Raw genomic sequence first — 18,440 nt, forward strand, 5'->3', positions numbered from 1 at the left:
TATATCCTTTCTTTATTCTTTGTATGCTCTAAATAATCTTCCTAAGTCAGCATCTACCTGACTGACATAAGCAGTAGCACCTGCAGTATGGAATGCTACAGTATAAACTTTGAAAAGTCTTTGTACCGGTGTTTGGATAAGTTCAACATACTGAATTTTCTTTGCCATTATGTTCATTCTTTTTCTCATCAATATACCTTTGGTTATGGTGATACCGTCTTTCCTAACAACCAGTGTTGTAACATGATAAACAAGAGGTACAGCAATAAGGTATATAATTAAGAATGTTAACAAATCCACTCCGGCAACAATAAAGGCTATTAAAGGTGAAAAAATATATATGCCACCACTAATAAATGCAAAAAGTAAGCAAACCATAGCACATCTTGTACGCCAAACTTTCTTTGCATTTTTGGATAATTTTCGTTCCATTAGTTACTCCCAATAAAAAATATATGTATAATCATTATATATAAAATGAAACGACTTGACAAGTTGATATTTTTAAAGTAGAATATTATACAGAAAACCAAGGCTTTTTCTAAATAATTTAATGATACTAAAAGTAATGATCAGGAGAAGTAAGCAGCAAAATCTTTTCAGAGAGTTGTCGGATGGTGCAAGGCAATATGATTGGCTGGTGAAAGTAACCTGTGAACTTAACATTCCAAAGGGAAACTCAGTAGAGTGTTACGGTAGTTCTCCGTTAACAGAACAGCATTCGGTTGTTGCCTGATGTGTAAGGCTTATTTTTTATAAGCGAAGTAGAGTGGTACCACGGGGTTTATTAGCTTCGTCTCTTATGAGACGGGGTGTTTTTTTATTTCAGGAACTTTTAGTTATTTTGAAAAATAAAGAGATAGGGGAAAAGAATATGCAATTAACAGGTGCAGAAATTATATGCGAATGTTTACTTGAACAGGGTGTTGACACAGTATTTGGTTATCCCGGTGGTGCAGCACTAAATACATATGATGCTCTTTACAAGTATAGCGACAAAATCACTCATATCCTAACTGCTCATGAACAGGGTGCTGCTCATGCTGCTGACGGTTATGCTCGTTCAACCGGCAAGGTTGGTGTTGTATTTTCAACATCAGGTCCTGGGGCTACTAACCTTGTAACAGGTATTGCTACTGCAAATATCGACTCAATTCCTATGGTTGCTATCTGTGGTAATGTTTCTAGAGATTTACTTGGCAGAGATGCTTTTCAGGAAGTTAATATTTCAGAAGTTGTTAAGCCAATTACAAAGGCTTCTTTCCTAGTAATGGAAATGGAGGACTTAGCTCCTACAATCCGTAAGGCTTTTGAAATTGCTCAAAGTGGCAGAAAAGGTCCTGTTCTTATTGATGTACCTAAGGATATTACTGCTATGAAGTGTGAATACACTCCAAAGGAAAAGTTTGTTCCTAATAATGAGTTTAAGGCTCAGGATGATGCAATTAAGGAAGCTCAAGAAATTCTAAGAAATGCTAAAAGACCAATGATTTATGCCGGTGGTGGTATTATTTCTGCAAATGCTTGTGATGAATTTGTTAAGTTTGCAGAGAGAATTGACGCTCCTGTATGTTGTTCACTAATGGCTTTAGGTTGTATGCCTGCCGACCATCCACTATTTGTTGGTAATATCGGTATGCATGGTGGTTACGAAACAGGTATGGCAACAGACAATGCTGATGTTATCATTGCTTGTGGTGCTAGATTCTCTGACAGAGTTGCAGGGGATAGAGAAAAGTTTGGTCAACAAGCTACTATTATTCAGCTTGATATTGATGCTCACGAAATTCACAAGAATGTTAAGGTTGACAACTGGGTTATCGGCGACTTAAAGGATTCACTTGTAAAGGTTGTTGATGGATTAGAACAGAAGAGCAATCCTACTTGGATTGAACAAATTATGGATTGGAAGAAGAAAATCACTATCAGCGATATTAACAAAGAAGGTTACTGCCATCCATATCAGATTCTTGACGAAATGAACAAGATTAAGGCTAGAGAAGACATTGTTGCAACTGATGTTGGTCAGCACCAAATGTGGGTTGCACAGAAAACAGATTTCTTTGAACCAAGAACATTCCTAACTTCAGGTGGTTTAGGTACAATGGGCTTTGGTATGGGTGCTGCTATCGGTGCAAGTATGGGTAATATGGACAAGAGAGTTTTCTTAGTAACAGGTGACGGTTCTTTCCATATGAATATTAACGAACTTGTAACAATGAAGTCATACAACATTCCTGTTGTAGTTGTCGTTATGAACAACTCAGTTCTTGGTATGGTTCGTCAATGGCAAAAGCTATTCTACGGTTGCAGATTCTCAAACACAGACCCACACAGAGCAACTGACTTTGTAAAGGTTGCCCAGGGTTACGGTATTAAGGGCTTAAGAATTACTAAGCCTGAGGAAATTCATAATGTGCTAAAGAAGGCATATGATATGAACGAACCTGTAGTTGTTGATTGTGTAATCAGTCCTGATGAAAATGTATTACCAATGATTCCTCCGGGAAAAACAGTAAACGAAATTGTTACTTCAATGGATTAATTAAATATAAATTTATTATTAGCAAAGGTGCTTGTCTTATGATAAGCACCTTTCTGTCATTTTGTCATAAATTAAATTTGTTATTCATATAGAATTAATAGGAGTTTATCTTGCTAAAGTTAAAAAGTTGTGATAAAATGAAAGATATACATATTAAAAATTAGATTACTATACCATTTTAAAGGATGTGATTTTCATGGGTAAATATAGCGACCTTACTCCTGAAATTATAGAACTAAGTAAAATTTGTTGCAAAAACAGTCTTATTGACCCTAGCAACTATGATAAGTACGATGTTAAGAGAGGACTTAGAGACTCTAACGGTAAAGGTGTTCTTACAGGTTTAACAGAAATCTCAGAGGTTAACTCTGTTATTGAAGATGAAAACGGAAACAGAACTCCTATTCCCGGTGAACTTTTCTACAGAGGTTATAGCATTGAGGACTTAGTAAATGGCTTTATCCATGATAAGCATTATGGATTTGAAGAAGTTTCTTATTTGCTACTAATGGGGGATTTGCCTAATCAAGAACAGTTTGATGAATTTAATCAGTTACTTGGTTACTACAGAACTTTACCTGATACATTTGTTCGTGATATTATTATGAAAGCTCCTTCAAGAAATATTATGAATGCTTTGTCTAAGGAAGTACTTACACTTTACAGTTATGACGAAAAAGCAGAGGATACTTCTGTTCCTAATGTTCTTCGTCAGTGTATTCAGTTAATTGCACTTTTACCTGTACTTGCAGTATATAGCTATCAGGCATTTAACTATTTCCACAACAAGCAAAGTTTGTTTATCCATTCACCACAGCCTCACCTATCTACAGCAGAAAATATTTTGTATATGCTACGACCTGACTGTCAATATACAAAGTTAGAGGCTAAGCTACTTGATATGGCACTTGTTCTTCATGCAGAACATGGTGGTGGTAACAACTCAACCTTTACAACTCATGTTGTAACATCATCAGGTACAGATACATATGCAGCTATTGCAGCAGCACTTTGTTCTCTAAAAGGTCCTAAGCATGGTGGTGCAAATATTAAGGTTGTAAAAATGTTTAACCATATTAAAAGACATGTTACAGACTATAACGATAAAGACCAGATTCGTGAATACCTAATTAAAATTCTTAACAAAGAAGCATTTGATAAGACAGGTTTAATCTATGGTATGGGTCACGCAATTTATACAATTTCTGACCCAAGAGCAAGAGTATTTAAGGGCTTTGTTAAGTCTCTTTCTGAAGAAAAAGGCAGACAGGCAGAGTATCAGCTATACAGTAATGTTGAAGAAATTGCAGCAGAACTTATTATGCAGAGAAGAAAGACAAATAAGAAGATTTCTGCTAATGTTGACTTTTACAGTGGCTTTGTTTACAGTATGCTTGACTTACCAACAAAGTTGTTTACTCCACTTTTTGCTATTGCCAGAGTTAGTGGTTGGTCTGCTCATAGACTGGAAGAACTTGTAAACCCAAGTAAGATTATTCGTCCTGCTTATCAGAATGTTCACGATAGACAGGATTATGTTCCTATGGATGAAAGAGATTAAAATACAAATTAATGCATAAAGAAAAGGTGTTGCTATTGCAACACCTTTTTTATGTTTATTAGATTATAAAATTACTTGTTTCTTTTTTTGTAAAGTTCAAGTCCTTCTTTACCGGTAATATGTTCCGGTGTTATTTCAACCATAGCCATTGTTTTAATGTCGGAATTAATGTTAAACATTCTGTTTTCTTCTGTATCTGTTGGATGAAATTTCTTTGCAAAGTCATAAATAACTTTTCTGATTTCTTCTTTATCATCCATAATCTTTGCGTTACCGAAAACAACAACACTTTCATAAGCAGTTGTATATTTCTCAGGAATAATCTTGTCTTGAGAAATTACACAGAAACTTACCTTTGAGTTGTTCTTGATACTGTCAAATTTGTGACCTTCACTTGCACCGTGAAAATAAATTTTGCCATTATAAAACATATAGTTAAGTGGAACAGTATATGGATAACCGTTATCTCCGTTAACTGCTAAAATTCCTGTTTTGCCGTTTTCAAGAATAGCAATAGCCTCATTATCAGGAATTTGTTGCTTTTTTCTTCGCATTTCTCTAAACATAATAACCTCTATTATTCGTAATTTCTAACTAAGCTGATAACTGTACCAAGCAGTACAACTTCATCAACAATAATTGGTTCAAATAGTTCATTTTCCGGTTGAAGTCTGTAGTGACCGTTTTCCTTATAAAATCTTTTGCAAGTTGCCTCATCTTCAATAAGTGCAATTACAATGTCACCATTATTTGCTACAGGTGTTCTATGTACAATAACAATATCACCGTCTAGAATACCGGCATTAATCATAGATTCACCGTCAATTCTTAGGGCAAAAAGCTCTCTGCCTCTTTTTAGGTTCTCTGTTACAGGTACATATCCCTCAATATCTTCAACTGCTAAGACCGGTAAACCGGCAGTAACTCTACCCATAATAGGAATTTGATTTACCTTTTCTTCACCGGCAATTCTAATACTACGGTTAAGACCCTTATCTCTTTCGATTAAACCCTTTTCCTCAAGGGATTTTAGGTGAAGATGAACTGTTGAAGTAGATTTTAGTCCTGTATGTTCACAAATCTCTCTAACAGATGGCACTCTGCCTTCTTCACTACATTCTTTTATATAGTCAAAAACTTTTTGCTGACTTTTTGTTAGTGGTTTCATAGTAATCACCTCACAACTGTTTTACATATTGTAACATATAATTATAGAAAAATCAAACAAATGTTTGATTAATTCTAGTCAAAGTCCCATTATTTGTACTTATCTCACTTTAAAACAGTTAAAAATTTATCTTTGTTGCTATTTTTAATAGCAATGTAGAAAGAAACATTAACCTCTTTGTCAAGTATAGGAATGAAAACTCTCCCATCAGGATAAGAAAATTCCCTCATTCCAAGGTCAGTAGCAAAACAAGGTAGGGTAGATGCTCTAATTAAAGTTTCAAATGCTATTCTGTCAGTTTGGGTGATAAACCTAGTGTTAGGCATTTTCTTGTCAATAATATCTTGCCAAAATCCTAAGTTAGGCATAAGTATCATATTTTGACCGTCAATATCCGAAAGGTATAGTGTTTCTTCTTTTGCTTTTGGGTGGTCCTTTGGTAAAGAAAACATTAGGTGCTCATCAAGAAACTTTTTCACAAATATACCCTCAGTAGTTTGTGGCTCATAGGGTAGTATAATAATGTTGTAGGTGTCATCTTGTAAACCATTGATTAGATTTTCTGTTGAATTTATTTCTGATGAAATATCCATATCGGGAAAAGCGTTATGGAATTTCTCAGTAAGGATGGTTATTGGCATTGGAGCAGAAGAACCGATATTTATACAGTTATGTATTCTGTTATAATTGCGAACATTATCATACATACTATTCATTTCATTAATAACTTTCTTGGCATTTTCTACTGCTACAATACCGTTATCATTTAATGTAATTTTGTTTTTGTGCCTATCAAAAAGTGTAACTTGAAATTCCTTTTCAAGCTGTTGCATAGTTCTGCTTAATGATGGCTGAGAGATATGTAACACCTGACTTGCTTTAGACAAAGTACCGTATTTATGGAAAGCAATCAGTTGTTCAAGTTGGTATATTTCAATCATCTTTATCACCTCTGTTATTAGTGTAACATTTTTCTGAGAAAAATCAATATTACTATTCATATAGTGAATAGTAGAATTCAAAATTAATATTGTACTTTTTAAATTTAAATATATATAATAAAGGTGAAACTAAGGTTTTAATAAAATTTTTGGAGGTTTTATCTATGGAATATATTACTTTAAATAATGGTGTAAAAATGCCTATGTTGGGTTTTGGTGTTTTCCAAGTGCCTGATCCTGAAGTTTGTGAACAAGCAGTCCTTGATGCTATTAACAGTGGTTATCGTCTAATTGATACAGCAGCTGCTTATTTTAACGAAGAAGCAGTAGGCAAGGCTATTGCAAAGTGTGGTGTGCCTAGAGAAGAACTATTCATTACAACTAAATTATGGGTACAGGATGCAAGTTATGAATCTGCTAAAAAGGCAGTAGAAACTTCACTAAAGAAACTAGGTACAGATTACCTTGATTTATATTTAATTCATCAGCCAATGGGTGACTACTACGGTGCTTATAGAGCTATGGAAGAAATGTACAAAGAGGGTAAGCTAAAGGCTATAGGTGTATGTAACTTCTATCCTCATATTTTAACTGATTTCTGTGAAACTGTTTCTGTTAAACCGGCAGTAAATCAGGTTGAGCTACATCCATTCTTCCAACAAGAAAATGCACTAAAGGTTATGAAAGAATATGGTGTTACTCCTGAGGCTTGGGGTCCTTTTGCCGAAGGTAATCACGGTATCTTTACTCATCCTGTTCTAAGTGCTATCGGCGAAAAGTATGGCAAAACTCCTGCACAGGTTGCTCTTCGTTGGAATATCCAAAGAGGTGTTGTAGTTATTCCTAAGTCTACTCATAAGGAAAGAATGGAACAGAACTTTGATGTATTTGACTTTGAACTTTCAAATGAAGATATGAATGAAATCGGTAAGTTGGATTTAGGTCATAGTGAAATTGTTGACCACACTAACCCTGACTTTATTAAAATGATTCACAACCTAAAAGTACACCAATAATTTTATTGTGAATTTATGTACATTTATAATTAGAATGTACATAATAGATAACTAAAAGGTGAAAAACAAAGTGAATTTTCACACAACCAACAAAAACCTTTCAGTTTTCTATAACAACAAAACTGATTTTTGGGTATATAATATAGGCGTACTAAAGAAATGGAGCCGCAACCATTTCAGTACATTGTTCTACCCTCCTCAATGTTAATCCACAAAAAGATTTACATTGTACCCCTCATTTTAATGAAAACAAAGCACCGAGCTATCCACAAGGCTCGGTGCTTTGCTGTGTAAGGAGGTTATTTGGTAGGATAAATTTAGGTAAAAATTAAGTTAAAAGTATTGTGACTTCTTGACTTTATGCACTTTTGGTGCTAAATTGATATAAGAAAATATTGGAGGTGAAGTTAATGGACAGTTGTGATAGTTTTGGTGGGTGTATTGTTTATGGTGATATGGAAGTTAAAGTTGTAGCACTGTCTGTTGATTTCGATAGTTTACTTTAATTTAATATTATTCTGTACCACCGTATTTATCCTAATACTACGCAACGATAATTTGTGAAACTGCTATGGATAGTGGTGGTATTTTTATGCCTATTTTTAGGTAGTAGGAGGTAATAATAATGAATAAAGTAACTAAGCCAATGTATTCTGATGAAGTACTAAAGATTTTTAGAAGTAATCTTCCTAAGGAAGAACTAATAGAAAAAATTTCCGATTACCATATGGGTGATATTGCCGATGCATTTGAGAAAATGACATCGGAAGAAAGAAAGTCACTATACCCTGTGTTGGGTGTTGAAATGGTGGCTGAGATATTCTCTTATATTGAGGACTCAGAAGAATATATCAAGGAAATTAATTCCGATAAAGTAGCTAACTTGATTTCAGAAATGGACTCAGATGATGCTGTTGATATTCTGGAGAAGTTAAGTGATACTGACAGAAAGAGAATTGTTGCTTTACTTGACAATGATGCAAAACAAGATGTTAGTATGATTTTGTCATATGAAGATGATGAAATCGGTAGTGAGATGACAACTAACTATATTGTTGTAAACAAAAATCTTACTATTAAAGAGGCTACCCATCAGCTAATTACTCAAGCAGGAGAAAATGACAACATTAATACTATTTATGTTGTTGATGATAATGACAGTTTCTACGGTGCTATCGACTTAAAGGACTTGATTGTTGCAAGGGAATATCAGTCCCTTGATGAACTGATTATAAAGTCCTACCCATATGTAAAGGCCAATGAAAAAATAGTTGATTGTATTGAACAACTAAAGGACTATGCAGAAGACTCAATCCCTGTACTTGATGACAACAAACATATCTTAGGTGTAATTACTGCCCATGATATTGTTGAAGTTGTTGATGAAGAACTTGGTGAAGATTATGCAAAGCTAGGTGGTTTGACTGCTGAAGAAGATTTAAACGAAACAACTTTGCAAAGTACAAAGAAAAGATTGCCTTGGTTAATAATCTTGTTATTCTTAGGAATGGGTGTTTCTTCAGTTGTAGGTATGTTTGAAACAGTTGTTGCAGTTATTCCTATTGTAATATGTTTTCAGTCACTAATCCTTGATATGGCAGGTAATGTAGGTACACAGTCACTGGCTGTTACAATTCGTGTACTTATGGATGAAAACTTAAAAGCATCTGACAAAGTTAAGCTGATGTTTAAGGAAGTAAGAGTAGGTTTTTCTAATGGTCTTTTACTTGGAACTATGTCATTTATTTTTGTAGGATTGTATATTTTCTTGTTTAAAGGTAATACATTTGGATATTCTTTCTTAGTATCCGGTTGTGTTGGATTTTCACTTTTAGCCTCAATGGTTATTTCAAGTTTGGTAGGTACATTAGTTCCTATGTTCTTTAGCAAGATTAAGGTTGACCCTGCAGTAGCCTCAGGTCCACTGATTACAACAATAAATGACCTTGTTGCAGTAGTAACTTACTATGGTATGGTGTGGATATTCTTAATTGATATTTTTAAGTTAGCATAGATGAATAATGAAATTTTCTCATAGTTTTCACATAACTGACAGATATATTTCAAATTATTATAACAGTAAAAACAAATTGTAGGGTTATACTATAACCGTACTAAAGAAATGGAGCCGCAACCATTTCAGTATATTGTTCTACCCTCCTCAATGTAATCAATAAGATTTACATTGTACCCCTCATTTTTAATGAAAGACACAAAGCACTGAGTTATCCACAAGCTCAGTGCTTTGTTATTTTTACAGATAGTTTTTCTAATACTTTTCACATAAATTACAAGTATATTTCAATTATTTGTAAAATGAAAAACATATTGACTTTATATACTATAAGCGTACTAAAGAGATACAGAGCTTTAGATACATTGTTTTATCTCCTCAAATAAAACATTGAAAAACCCCTCATTTTTTTCATTAAGTCAAAAACACCGAACATTAGGTTCGGTGTTTTGCCTTTTGTAATGTGTTTTTTCTTTTCACACAAAACACATTTATAATTCAACTGTTACTAACAGTAATAACAAAGTGGTGAACTATACTATAACCAAGCTAGAAAAATATAGAAATTAATTAACTTATTATATAGTAAAATTGTAAAGGAGATTATTATGGCTTATTTAACAGAGAAGAATATAGAAACAATTGCATATAGTATTGTACAGCAGTATATGAATGTTTATAACATTAGCAGTAATGAAGTCTTTAAGGTTAGTCCTGAGAATGTAGCAAATATGTTGGGTATTAAGATTCAGTATGTTGACTTTAACGATAAAGAAGTTCTGGGCAAAGTTGCTTTGTGTAATGTGAAAGACGAAATAGGTGAAAGGGAAGTAACCCTTAACAACAAGACTGTTTATATGAATAAACAGTTGCTAAAGGGCAGTAGTGGTCACAGAAACTTTGTAACAATGTGTGGAATTTCTTTCTTAATTCTTAACCGTATTAATAGTGACTTGTATGGTGAAAAGTACCGTAAAAAGTCTATCACTTTGAGAGATGCACCAAGTGATGATATTGTTGAAGGTATCACTTCTACTTTAGCATTAGAAATATTGATGCCAAAGGAAACTATCAACTTAGTTTTTAACAAGGTTTATGGTGTTGATAAGTTGAATGTTATCAATCCTGTTGTGGATAAAGGAAACTTTATAAAGTTTAACGCAATGGCTGATATGTTTGGTGTAACTAAGGAGATTTTGGCTATAAGATTACAGAAGATGGGTAAGCTGACTGAATATCAGTTCTGTGGTTATGAAAACTTGTTGCAACTGCTTATGGCATTGAAGAACTACCATTGCAAGGCTTAGTTTATGAACAAAATATAGATTTACTATGAATAAATTTACTATTATAAGCCTTTAGTGAATTTGATATAAAAATTTTTAACTTTTTTCAAAAAAACCATTGACATTTTATATTTATGTGGTATTATTTAATTAAAGAAGAAAAGAAATAGTAAACAAGATATAAACATTCTAGAGTGTTATTATATAAGCGTACAGTGTATTACAAGGAGGTATTACCGATGTACCATGGGATTATAGTTCTTGCCGTAGTTTTGGTTTTAATGACTTTACTTTTAGCTACATGTGTTGGGATTGTATTATATATGAATAGATCTAGCAAACCAACAATTAGCAAATCAAATAACGATAATGTTAAGAAGAAACAACCAATTCCCGACATTGAAAACCTTGATATGGTGGCTTTGTTCGGTAAAAAAGCCTAATTTTATCAAGTAAATTACAATTGAATATTTAAAAAATTGAACTTAATTGTTCAAAGTATCTACACAAACAAATTAAATAATTTAATTAATACGAAAAATTAATTAAGAATTTTTATTTTAACTTTTATTATAATTCCATTGTCACATATGTGATAAATATAGGTGGCTTACTAAGATGTAATACTTACGGATAAAATTTTAATTTTAATTTGGAAGGACATAAGGAACATACCCAACAAGGTATGTTCCTTTTTGTGTTTCTAAATATTTTTACAAAAAGTATTTGACAAATATTATTTTTAATGATATTATAGTTGCAAATCAAACAGGGGAGCTACAAAAGTGGCTGAGAGTAAGGTGTGTGCCTTAGACCCTTAACCTGATTCGGATAATGCCGGCGTAGGGAGCTTTAAGATAGGATTTTTATGGCACTGTGCGTCTGCATAGTGCTTTTTTATTTTGGGAGGAACAATAATGGAAATGAGAAAAAAGACTATCTTAAGATTGTGTGAAAGTGCTATTATGATTGCACTTGCTACTGTGTTAAGTATGATTAAGTTTGCGAACTTACCTTTTGGTGGCAGTGTAACACTTTGCAGTATGTTGCCACTAGTACTGATTGCTTACCGTTATAAGTGGAAGTGGGGAGTACTTACCGGTGTTGTTTATGGACTTGTACAAATGGTACTTGGAGCAAACAACCTTTCTTACGGTACATCGGCTTTAGCAGTTATATTAATTATTATGTTTGACTACCTTGTAGCTTTTGGTGTAATAGGTTTTGCCGGTATTTTTAGAGATAAATTCCACAACCAACCACTTGAAATTGCTTTAGGTTCATTTCTTGCTTGTGCATTAAGATATATCTGTCACTTTATTTCAGGTTGGGCAGTATGGTATATTTGGGCACCTGAGGGACAACCTGCTTGGCTATATTCAGTAACATACAACGCAACATATATGATACCTGAAACTATCGTAACAATTGTTGTTGGTGTACTTGTTGCACTTTTTCTTGACTTTAGAAAAGACACAGTCAGCGTATTAAAGAGAGCATAAGTATTTAACATATATCTACTATTACAGCAAAAAGCCTAGGGAATAAAACCCTAGGCTTTTAGCTTTATATAATGTTGTAAATTAGTCTGAATCAAGTTTAAGAACTGCCATAAATGCCTCTTGTGGAACTTCAACAGAACCAAGCTGACGCATTCTCTTCTTACCTTCTTTTTGCTTTTCAAGTAGTTTCTTTTTACGAGTAATGTCACCACCGTAACACTTAGCAAGAACATCTTTACGCATAGCCTTAACAGTTTCTCTGGCAATAATCTTGCCACCGATACAAGCCTGAATTGGCACTTCAAACAACTGTCTTGGAATTTTTTCCTTTAGTTTTTCTGCCATTTTTCTTGCTCTGCCATATGCTTTATCTGCGTGAATAATAAATGATAGTGCGTCAATTACTTCACCGTTTAGCATAATGTCAAGTTTAACAAGCTGACTTTCTCTGTAATCCTTTAGTTCATAGTCAAAGGATGCATAGCCTCTTGTTCTGCTTTTTAGTGTGTCGAAGAAATCATAAATAATTTCAGCAAGTGGCATTTCATAGTGAATATCAACTCTGTCTGAGTCAATGTAATCCATACCAACAAAGATACCTCGTCTATCCTGACAAAGCTCCATAATGTTACCTACATATTCTGATGGTGCATAAATATGAGCATCAGTCATAGGTTCTTCAGCCTTTGCAATAAGTGCAGGGTCAGGGTAGTTGGTAGGGTTACTAATCATTTCAACAGTACCATCGGTTTTTGTAATTCTGTAACTAACTGATGGTGCAGTTGTAATAAGGTCAAGGTTGTATTCTCTTTCAAGTCTTTCTTGGATAATTTCCATATGAAGCAGACCTAAGAAACCACATCTAAAACCAAAGCCCAAAGCAACAGAAGTTTCTGCGTCAAATGTTAGTGATGCATCATTTAGCTTTAATTTTTCAAGTGCATCTCGTAAGTCGCCGTACTTTGCACCGTCAGCCGGATAAATACCACAGAATACCATTGACTGTGCTGCTCTGTAGCCCGGTAGTGGTTCTTCTGCCGGATTGGATACAAGAGTAACTGTATCACCAACTTGGGCATCCTGTAGGCTTTTGATAGATGCTGCAATATAACCAACTTCACCGGCATATAGACCATCTCTCTGTTCAAGAGAAGTTGCTCTCATATAACCACATTCAACAACTTGGAATGTACTGCCTGTTGCCATTAATTTAAATTGATCACCGGGATGAATTTGACCGTCTTTAACTCTAACATAAATAATAACGCCCTTGTAGCTATCGTAGTAACTATCGAAGATTAATGCTCTTAGTGGGTCGTTGTAGTCACCTGTTGGAGCAGGTACATCACTGACAATTCTTTCCATAACATCGTGAATGTTAAGTCCTGTCTTTGCTGATACACAAGGACAACCTTCTGCCGGAATACCGATAACATCTTCGATTTCTTTAATTACTCTGTCCGGATCGGCACTTGGTAGGTCGATTTTGTTAACAACCGGTACAATCTCAAGACCACCGTCAACTGCAAGATATGTGTTAGCAAGGGTTTGAGCCTCAATACCTTGACTGGCATCAACAACAAGCACAGCACCTTCACAAGCTGCAAGTGAACGAGATACTTCATAGTTAAAGTCAACATGACCGGGAGTATCAATTAAGTTAAACTGATAAGTTTCACCATCATCTGCTTTGTACAGTAGTGTTACTGCGTGAGCCTTAATGGTGATACCTCTTTCTCTTTCAAGGTCCATATCGTCCAGAATTTGGTCTTCCATTTCTCTCTTTGCAACTGATTCTGTCTGTTCAAGAATACGGTCGGCAAGTGTGGATTTACCATGGTCGATATGAGCAATTATGCTGAAATTTCTAATTTTGTCTTGTGGAAATGACATATAATCACCTTTATATTAAAACTTTCCTTTTTATTTATTATCCATATTATTATAACATATAAAAAATTGCCCGACAAGGTGTCAGGCAACTTCTTTAGATTTTATTTTAAATCTGTGTAAATGTAGTGAGAAATATCTTTTCTTGTGTCTTTCCAACTGTTCATTTGGATAATCCATGCACCTGCATCAGTTGTTCCATCTGTCCAACCTGAGGTTTCTTCCGGATAACACTTATCACTGGTTTTGTAGGTGAAGAATTTGTAGCTGTACTTAATTAGCCAGTTTAAATCATTCTTGCTTAAATCAGTTAGAATATATTTCTTTAGCTTGTTTGTAATGTCCTTAATTTCCTTAACTGAAGAATCTTTGTATGACTCAACAAGTCCCATTAACATTCTTCTTTGACGAGATGTTCTTGTAAAGTCTGAACCTGAGAATTGTTCTGAACCTCTGTCACGACAGAACCAAAGTGCCTGTTGACCGTTTAATTTCTGTGAACCGTCCTTAACCTGTACTTCGCCATAAGTACCGGCTTGACCGTTCTTGTTTAACTGCCAGTTAATGTAACCACATTCATCCTGATCAAGCTGAACATCAACACCACCAAGGGCATCTACAATATCTTTAAACTTGCTAAAGCCTACTGAAATGTAGTTATCAATTTTGATACCATAGTTCTTTTCAATAGTTTTTACTGCTAACTTTGGACCACCATAGGCAAATGCTGCGTTTAGTTTATCTTTGTTGTAGCCGTCAATATCAACATAAGTGTCACGCATAAATGAGCTGAACTTAATTTCCTTGTTGTTGCTGTCAATAGATACAAGAATCATTGAGTCTGAACGGCTGGTGCCATTGTCAGGTGCATCAGTACCTAGCAGAATAATATTTTTAACTGCAGGGTTAGTGTAGCACTTAACACCATCAACCTTTACAGTAGTAGTTTTGCCTCTCTTAATGTCAAGACCTGTTGTATCGAACTTACCGTTGTGCCAACCGGTTTTACTGTCAAATGTGTAGTTTAAGTATAATTTACCTGACATATCGGAATTGCTGATTTTAAAAGTGAATTTATCTGTTTTCTTTGGTAGGTCTGTAGTATGAGAATCTAGCTTTGCATTTTTGTAAGTTTTGTTTACAACTTCCTTTGCATAATCCTCAGGAAAACCACCTACAGCAGTATATTCAATACTTTTTAAGTCATAGCTTATAGAGTCTAGCTTGTAAGAATCTTTAGAATCCTTTTCTTTAGTGTATTTTAAGTCAACAGGAAAGCCCTTTACTTCATAAGTTTCATTTGTCAAATCAGCCTTTGCAGTTAGAGAAAGTTCCTCATCACCTGAATTTGCTTTGTCTTTGTCATAGTCAATACTATCAACTTTAAAGTCAAAGTTAAAACCACTAATCTTCTGACTTGATAGACCTTTATCATTCTGTAAATCCTTTATCATTCTTGACTCGCTAAGTGACATAGGATTTCTCAATACAAAATAAAGTGTTATTGCAATAGCTGCAACAACCACTACCCCTATTACAGAGAAAAGTATTATTTTAGATTTTTTACCCATATTATCAAATTACCCTCCTTGAATTTTAGCAAAATTCCATAATAGAATTATACCACTATACAATATATAATATCAATACTTGTTACAACATTGATATATAAATGTGCTTATTATTATATGTATGTAAAAAGTAATAAAAAAATCAGCCCCTAAGGGCTGATAGTTAATTTATTCTGTAATTGCTTCTACAATTTCTTCAAAGTGCATAGAATGACTTGCTTTTATAAGGATTGCATCATTGTCTTTCAGAATACTTGGTAATTCTTTAATCAAACTTTCGTTATTATCAAAGTGATAACCCTTAGTATTCTTTAACTGACTTTGCATTTCTTTTGCTAAGTCACCAACTGTAATCAGCACATCAATCTTACATTCTTCAGCTTTAGCACCAACTTCCTTGTGCAAGAGGATTTCATCTTTGCCAAGTTCCTTCATATCACCAAGGATACATACCTTTCTTGGATTGCTAAAGTTAGCAATTGTGTCAATAGATGCTTTAGTTGAAGTAGGGTTAGCGTTGTAACAGTCATCAATTACTGTGTATTTGTCAGTTTTGATAACATTGTTTCTGCCACCGATTGTACTGTAGCTTTCGATACCTCTGACAATTTCTTCATCAGTCATTCCAAGGTATTTACCGATAGCAACTGAAGCCATTGCATTTGCTACCATATGGTTACCGATAGCAGGTACAGTAACAGGAATACTTTTGCCATCAAAATGCAGATTACACTTGATGCCATTTTCACTATTGTTTTCTATAATTTCACCGTAATATTTGTTGGTGTCATTTAGACCGTAGAAAGTAGGGACAATGCCTTTGTACTCTTTAACGGTATTTAACTTGTCGTCATCGCCACACAAGAAGATTTTGCCGTCTTTCTGTATATTTTTAAACATTTCTGTTTTAGCCTTTAGTACACCATCTCTGTCACCTAAATTTTCTAGGTGGCAACAGCCAATGTTAGTGATAACACAAATATTAGGTTTAACTATTTTAGAAAGTCTGGTCATTTCACCAAAATCGGAAATACCCATCTCAATAATAGCTACTTCTGTATCTTCTTCCATAGCAAATAGTGTAAGTGGTACACCAAGCTCATTGTTAAAGTTGCCTTGTGTTTTGTGTACCTTAAATTTTTCCTTTAATACTGATGCCAACATTTCTTTAGTGGAGGTTTTACCTACACTGCCTGTTACACCGATGAAAGGAATTGTGAAAAGGCTTCTGTAGTATTCTGCAATATCCTTAACTGCTTGTAATGTACTTTCTACAACAATTTGAGGAATATCACAATCAATTTTTTCTTCAACTAATGCACAAACTGCACCTTGATTGTATGTCATAGGTACAAACTTGTGACCGTCAACCTTTTCACCTTTAATAGCAACAAACATAGAATTTTCTTTTGCTTGTCTTGAGTCAGTAACAATAGAAGTTACCTTAGTATTTAGTTTTTCTTCTGCACCGATAAAGTTACCGTTACAGCTATCTAGTATTTCTTTTATAGTTATAGCTTTCATATTACTTGTACTTCTTTAATGATACTTCAATAATCTGTTCGCATAGGTCTTCGTAATTTGTACCGAGAACTAATGCTTCCTGTGGTAGTAGACTTGTAGGTGTCATACCCGGTAGTGAATTAGCCTCCAGACAGTATGTATTGTTATCTTTATCTAGTAGGAAGTCAATTCTTGCATAAGAGTCAAGGTTAAGTGCCTTGAATGCCTTTTCAGCTTCACTTTGCATTTTCTTTGTAACTTCTTCTGATAATTCGGCAGGACATACATCCTTAGTTTTACCTGCCTGATACTTGTTTACATAATCATAGAAACCACTTTCAGGGATAATTTCAATAATAGGAAGAGCTTTGCCTTCGATTAAACCGATAGAAAATTCTCTACCTTTAATATATTCTTCAACAACAACTTCATCTTCCCAAGCAAAAGCATCAGCCATAGCTTTGTCAAAGTCTTTCTTGTCTTCAACAATAGAAACACCAACAGAAGAACCACCATTACAAGGCTTTACAACACAAGGGAAGTTGTTCCACTTATCAATTGCACCGTTTTCCTTATCTGCAGGAGTAAAGATTTCACCTTCAGGAACAGAAACTCTGTTTTGCTTTAGAACGCTTTTTGTAACACCCTTGTTCATTGCAATTGCACAACCAAGGTAGTTAGGACCTGTATATTTAATTCCAAGCATATCAAGTGTAGCTTGAATTTGACCATTCTCACCAACACCACCGTGTAAAGCTAAGAAAGTAATATCTGCTTTTCTACAAATATCAGCAACATTGTCACCAAGAAAACAGTCACTCTGATTCTTTCTTGATGACTTAACAGCTTTTAAATCAGGTACAAGTTCATCAACGGTTATATCACCGGCAAATGAATAGTTGTTTTCAAATAGTTCGTCAATATTACAAGGTGATTCCTCATAACCCATAAATACATCAAGAAGAACAACATTGTGACCTTTCTTTCTTAATGCGTTATATACTTGCTTACCGGAAACTATGGATACATTTCTTTCACTACATAGTCCACCGGCTAATACTACAATTTTCATTTCTTACTCTCCTATATATCTTAGGCTAAATTTTAATACCGTTTTATTATAATACATTTAATATGAAAATTCAATTGACATATATACAAAGTAAAGTTTGATTTAAAGTTCTTATTTATACAATGTGGGAAATCCACAACTTGCATTTATATTGTATATAAGAATTAAAAAGTCAGTATTTATGGGGTTTATAATTAAACTGTTCAATTATACAAATGAATGTTAAATAATTGTTAGCTTTTTGTTTTCCAACATTTAATCTGTGTAAAACAAATAAGCAAAGGTAAAATGTGGGAAATCCAAATTGCTAAATACAGGTAATATAGGGGTAACTTTATTAACAGTTAGTTCATTAACAGAAAAATACATAG

At 34.1% G+C, this 18,440-nt stretch carries 14 protein-coding genes, 1 riboswitch and 1 other annotated feature; of the genes, 6 read left to right on the top strand and 8 right to left on the bottom strand.

The genetic code is table 11. From position 1 onward, the window contains the following. Positions 1-12: 12 nt before the first annotated feature. Positions 13-432 (bottom strand): PH domain-containing protein, encoded by a 420-nt coding sequence (locus E5Z56_RS05030; protein ID WP_138156822.1) that lies wholly within the window; start codon positions 430-432, stop codon positions 13-15. Positions 433-559: 127 nt separating this feature from the next. After that, positions 560-804: a binding site (T-box leader), on the top strand. Positions 805-874: 70 nt separating this feature from the next. Here E5Z56_RS05030 and ilvB point away from each other — a divergent pair. Further along, positions 875-2,545, top strand: a complete 1,671-nt coding sequence (gene ilvB / locus E5Z56_RS05035) for a biosynthetic-type acetolactate synthase large subunit (protein WP_138156824.1) — start codon at positions 875-877, stop codon at positions 2,543-2,545. A gap of 196 nt (positions 2,546-2,741) precedes the next feature. Continuing rightward, a complete protein-coding gene (locus tag E5Z56_RS05040) occupies positions 2,742-4,106 on the top strand; it encodes a citrate/2-methylcitrate synthase (RefSeq protein WP_175405381.1) in 1,365 nt (454 codons plus the stop codon). A 71-nt stretch (positions 4,107-4,177) separates the two neighbouring features. Here E5Z56_RS05040 and E5Z56_RS05045 read toward each other — a convergent pair whose 3' ends face one another. The 3 genes from E5Z56_RS05045 to E5Z56_RS05055 form a co-directional block, all read right to left on the bottom strand. Further along, positions 4,178-4,672, bottom strand: coding sequence for a pyridoxamine 5'-phosphate oxidase family protein (locus tag E5Z56_RS05045; protein ID WP_138156828.1), 495 nt, complete (start codon positions 4,670-4,672; stop codon positions 4,178-4,180). 11 nt (positions 4,673-4,683) lie between these two features. After that, entirely contained in the window at positions 4,684-5,274 is a 591-nt protein-coding gene (lexA, locus tag E5Z56_RS05050) for a transcriptional repressor LexA (RefSeq protein ID WP_022505243.1), read from the bottom strand. Between the two features lie 104 nt (positions 5,275-5,378). Then, positions 5,379-6,215: a LysR family transcriptional regulator gene (locus tag E5Z56_RS05055; RefSeq protein ID WP_175405382.1), complete on the bottom strand. Its 837-nt coding sequence runs from the start codon at positions 6,213-6,215 to the stop codon at positions 5,379-5,381. Between the two features lie 164 nt (positions 6,216-6,379). On the opposite strand from E5Z56_RS05055, the gene E5Z56_RS05060 reads away from it, so the two are divergent. The 4 genes from E5Z56_RS05060 to thiT all read left to right on the top strand — a co-directional run bounded on the left by E5Z56_RS05060 (position 6,380) and on the right by thiT (position 12,033). Beyond that, complete coding sequence (locus tag E5Z56_RS05060) at positions 6,380-7,231, top strand: aldo/keto reductase (RefSeq protein ID WP_138156831.1); 852 nt, start codon at positions 6,380-6,382, stop codon at positions 7,229-7,231. Between the two features lie 625 nt (positions 7,232-7,856). Next, positions 7,857-9,245: a magnesium transporter gene (mgtE, locus tag E5Z56_RS05065; RefSeq protein WP_138156832.1), complete on the top strand. Its 1,389-nt coding sequence runs from the start codon at positions 7,857-7,859 to the stop codon at positions 9,243-9,245. A gap of 608 nt (positions 9,246-9,853) precedes the next feature. Further along, positions 9,854-10,552 (top strand): ImmA/IrrE family metallo-endopeptidase, encoded by a 699-nt coding sequence (locus E5Z56_RS05070; RefSeq protein WP_138156834.1) that lies wholly within the window; start codon positions 9,854-9,856, stop codon positions 10,550-10,552. 739 nt (positions 10,553-11,291) lie between these two features. Further along, a riboswitch (TPP riboswitch) is annotated at positions 11,292-11,397 on the top strand. Between the two features lie 51 nt (positions 11,398-11,448). Next, positions 11,449-12,033 (top strand): energy-coupled thiamine transporter ThiT, encoded by a 585-nt coding sequence (gene thiT / locus E5Z56_RS05075; protein ID WP_138156836.1) that lies wholly within the window; start codon positions 11,449-11,451, stop codon positions 12,031-12,033. A gap of 81 nt (positions 12,034-12,114) precedes the next feature. Here the strand turns inward: thiT and lepA are convergent, their stop codons facing one another. The 4 genes from lepA to E5Z56_RS05095 form a co-directional block, all read right to left on the bottom strand. Then, entirely contained in the window at positions 12,115-13,926 is a 1,812-nt protein-coding gene (gene lepA / locus E5Z56_RS05080) for a translation elongation factor 4 (protein WP_138156837.1), read from the bottom strand. 101 nt (positions 13,927-14,027) lie between these two features. After that, positions 14,028-15,494, bottom strand: a complete 1,467-nt coding sequence (locus tag E5Z56_RS05085) for an LCP family protein (protein WP_138156839.1) — start codon at positions 15,492-15,494, stop codon at positions 14,028-14,030. A gap of 168 nt (positions 15,495-15,662) precedes the next feature. Then, the gene (locus E5Z56_RS05090) at positions 15,663-17,018 is read right to left on the bottom strand and encodes a UDP-N-acetylmuramoyl-tripeptide--D-alanyl-D-alanine ligase (RefSeq protein WP_138156841.1); all 1,356 of its coding nucleotides are present in this window, start codon (positions 17,016-17,018) and stop codon (positions 15,663-15,665) included. Between the two features lies 1 nt (position 17,019). After that, on the bottom strand, positions 17,020-18,069 hold the full coding sequence (locus E5Z56_RS05095; protein ID WP_138156843.1) for a D-alanine--D-alanine ligase family protein: 1,050 nt from the start codon (positions 18,067-18,069) through the stop codon (positions 17,020-17,022). Positions 18,070-18,440 lie beyond the last annotated feature (371 nt).

This window comes from Ruminococcus bovis (genome assembly GCF_005601135.1).
Classification (GTDB): domain Bacteria; phylum Bacillota; class Clostridia; order Oscillospirales; family Acutalibacteraceae; genus Ruminococcoides; species Ruminococcoides bovis.

Excerpts from the sequence above, each read along its gene's own strand:
- E5Z56_RS05030 (WP_138156822.1), bottom strand. The coding sequence starts at position 432 with ATGGAACGAAAATTATCCAAAAATGCAAAGAAAGTTTGGCGTACAAGA.
- ilvB (WP_138156824.1), top strand. The coding sequence starts at position 875 with ATGCAATTAACAGGTGCAGAAATTATATGCGAATGTTTACTTGAACAG.
- E5Z56_RS05040 (WP_175405381.1), top strand. The coding sequence starts at position 2,742 with ATGGGTAAATATAGCGACCTTACTCCTGAAATTATAGAACTAAGTAAA.
- E5Z56_RS05045 (WP_138156828.1), bottom strand. The coding sequence starts at position 4,672 with ATGTTTAGAGAAATGCGAAGAAAAAAGCAACAAATTCCTGATAATGAG.
- lexA (WP_022505243.1), bottom strand. The coding sequence starts at position 5,274 with ATGAAACCACTAACAAAAAGTCAGCAAAAAGTTTTTGACTATATAAAA.
- E5Z56_RS05055 (WP_175405382.1), bottom strand. The coding sequence starts at position 6,215 with ATGATTGAAATATACCAACTTGAACAACTGATTGCTTTCCATAAATAC.
- E5Z56_RS05060 (WP_138156831.1), top strand. The coding sequence starts at position 6,380 with ATGGAATATATTACTTTAAATAATGGTGTAAAAATGCCTATGTTGGGT.
- mgtE (WP_138156832.1), top strand. The coding sequence starts at position 7,857 with ATGAATAAAGTAACTAAGCCAATGTATTCTGATGAAGTACTAAAGATT.
- E5Z56_RS05070 (WP_138156834.1), top strand. The coding sequence starts at position 9,854 with ATGGCTTATTTAACAGAGAAGAATATAGAAACAATTGCATATAGTATT.
- thiT (WP_138156836.1), top strand. The coding sequence starts at position 11,449 with ATGGAAATGAGAAAAAAGACTATCTTAAGATTGTGTGAAAGTGCTATT.
- lepA (WP_138156837.1), bottom strand. The coding sequence starts at position 13,926 with ATGTCATTTCCACAAGACAAAATTAGAAATTTCAGCATAATTGCTCAT.
- E5Z56_RS05085 (WP_138156839.1), bottom strand. The coding sequence starts at position 15,494 with ATGGGTAAAAAATCTAAAATAATACTTTTCTCTGTAATAGGGGTAGTG.
- E5Z56_RS05090 (WP_138156841.1), bottom strand. The coding sequence starts at position 17,018 with ATGAAAGCTATAACTATAAAAGAAATACTAGATAGCTGTAACGGTAAC.
- E5Z56_RS05095 (WP_138156843.1), bottom strand. The coding sequence starts at position 18,069 with ATGAAAATTGTAGTATTAGCCGGTGGACTATGTAGTGAAAGAAATGTA.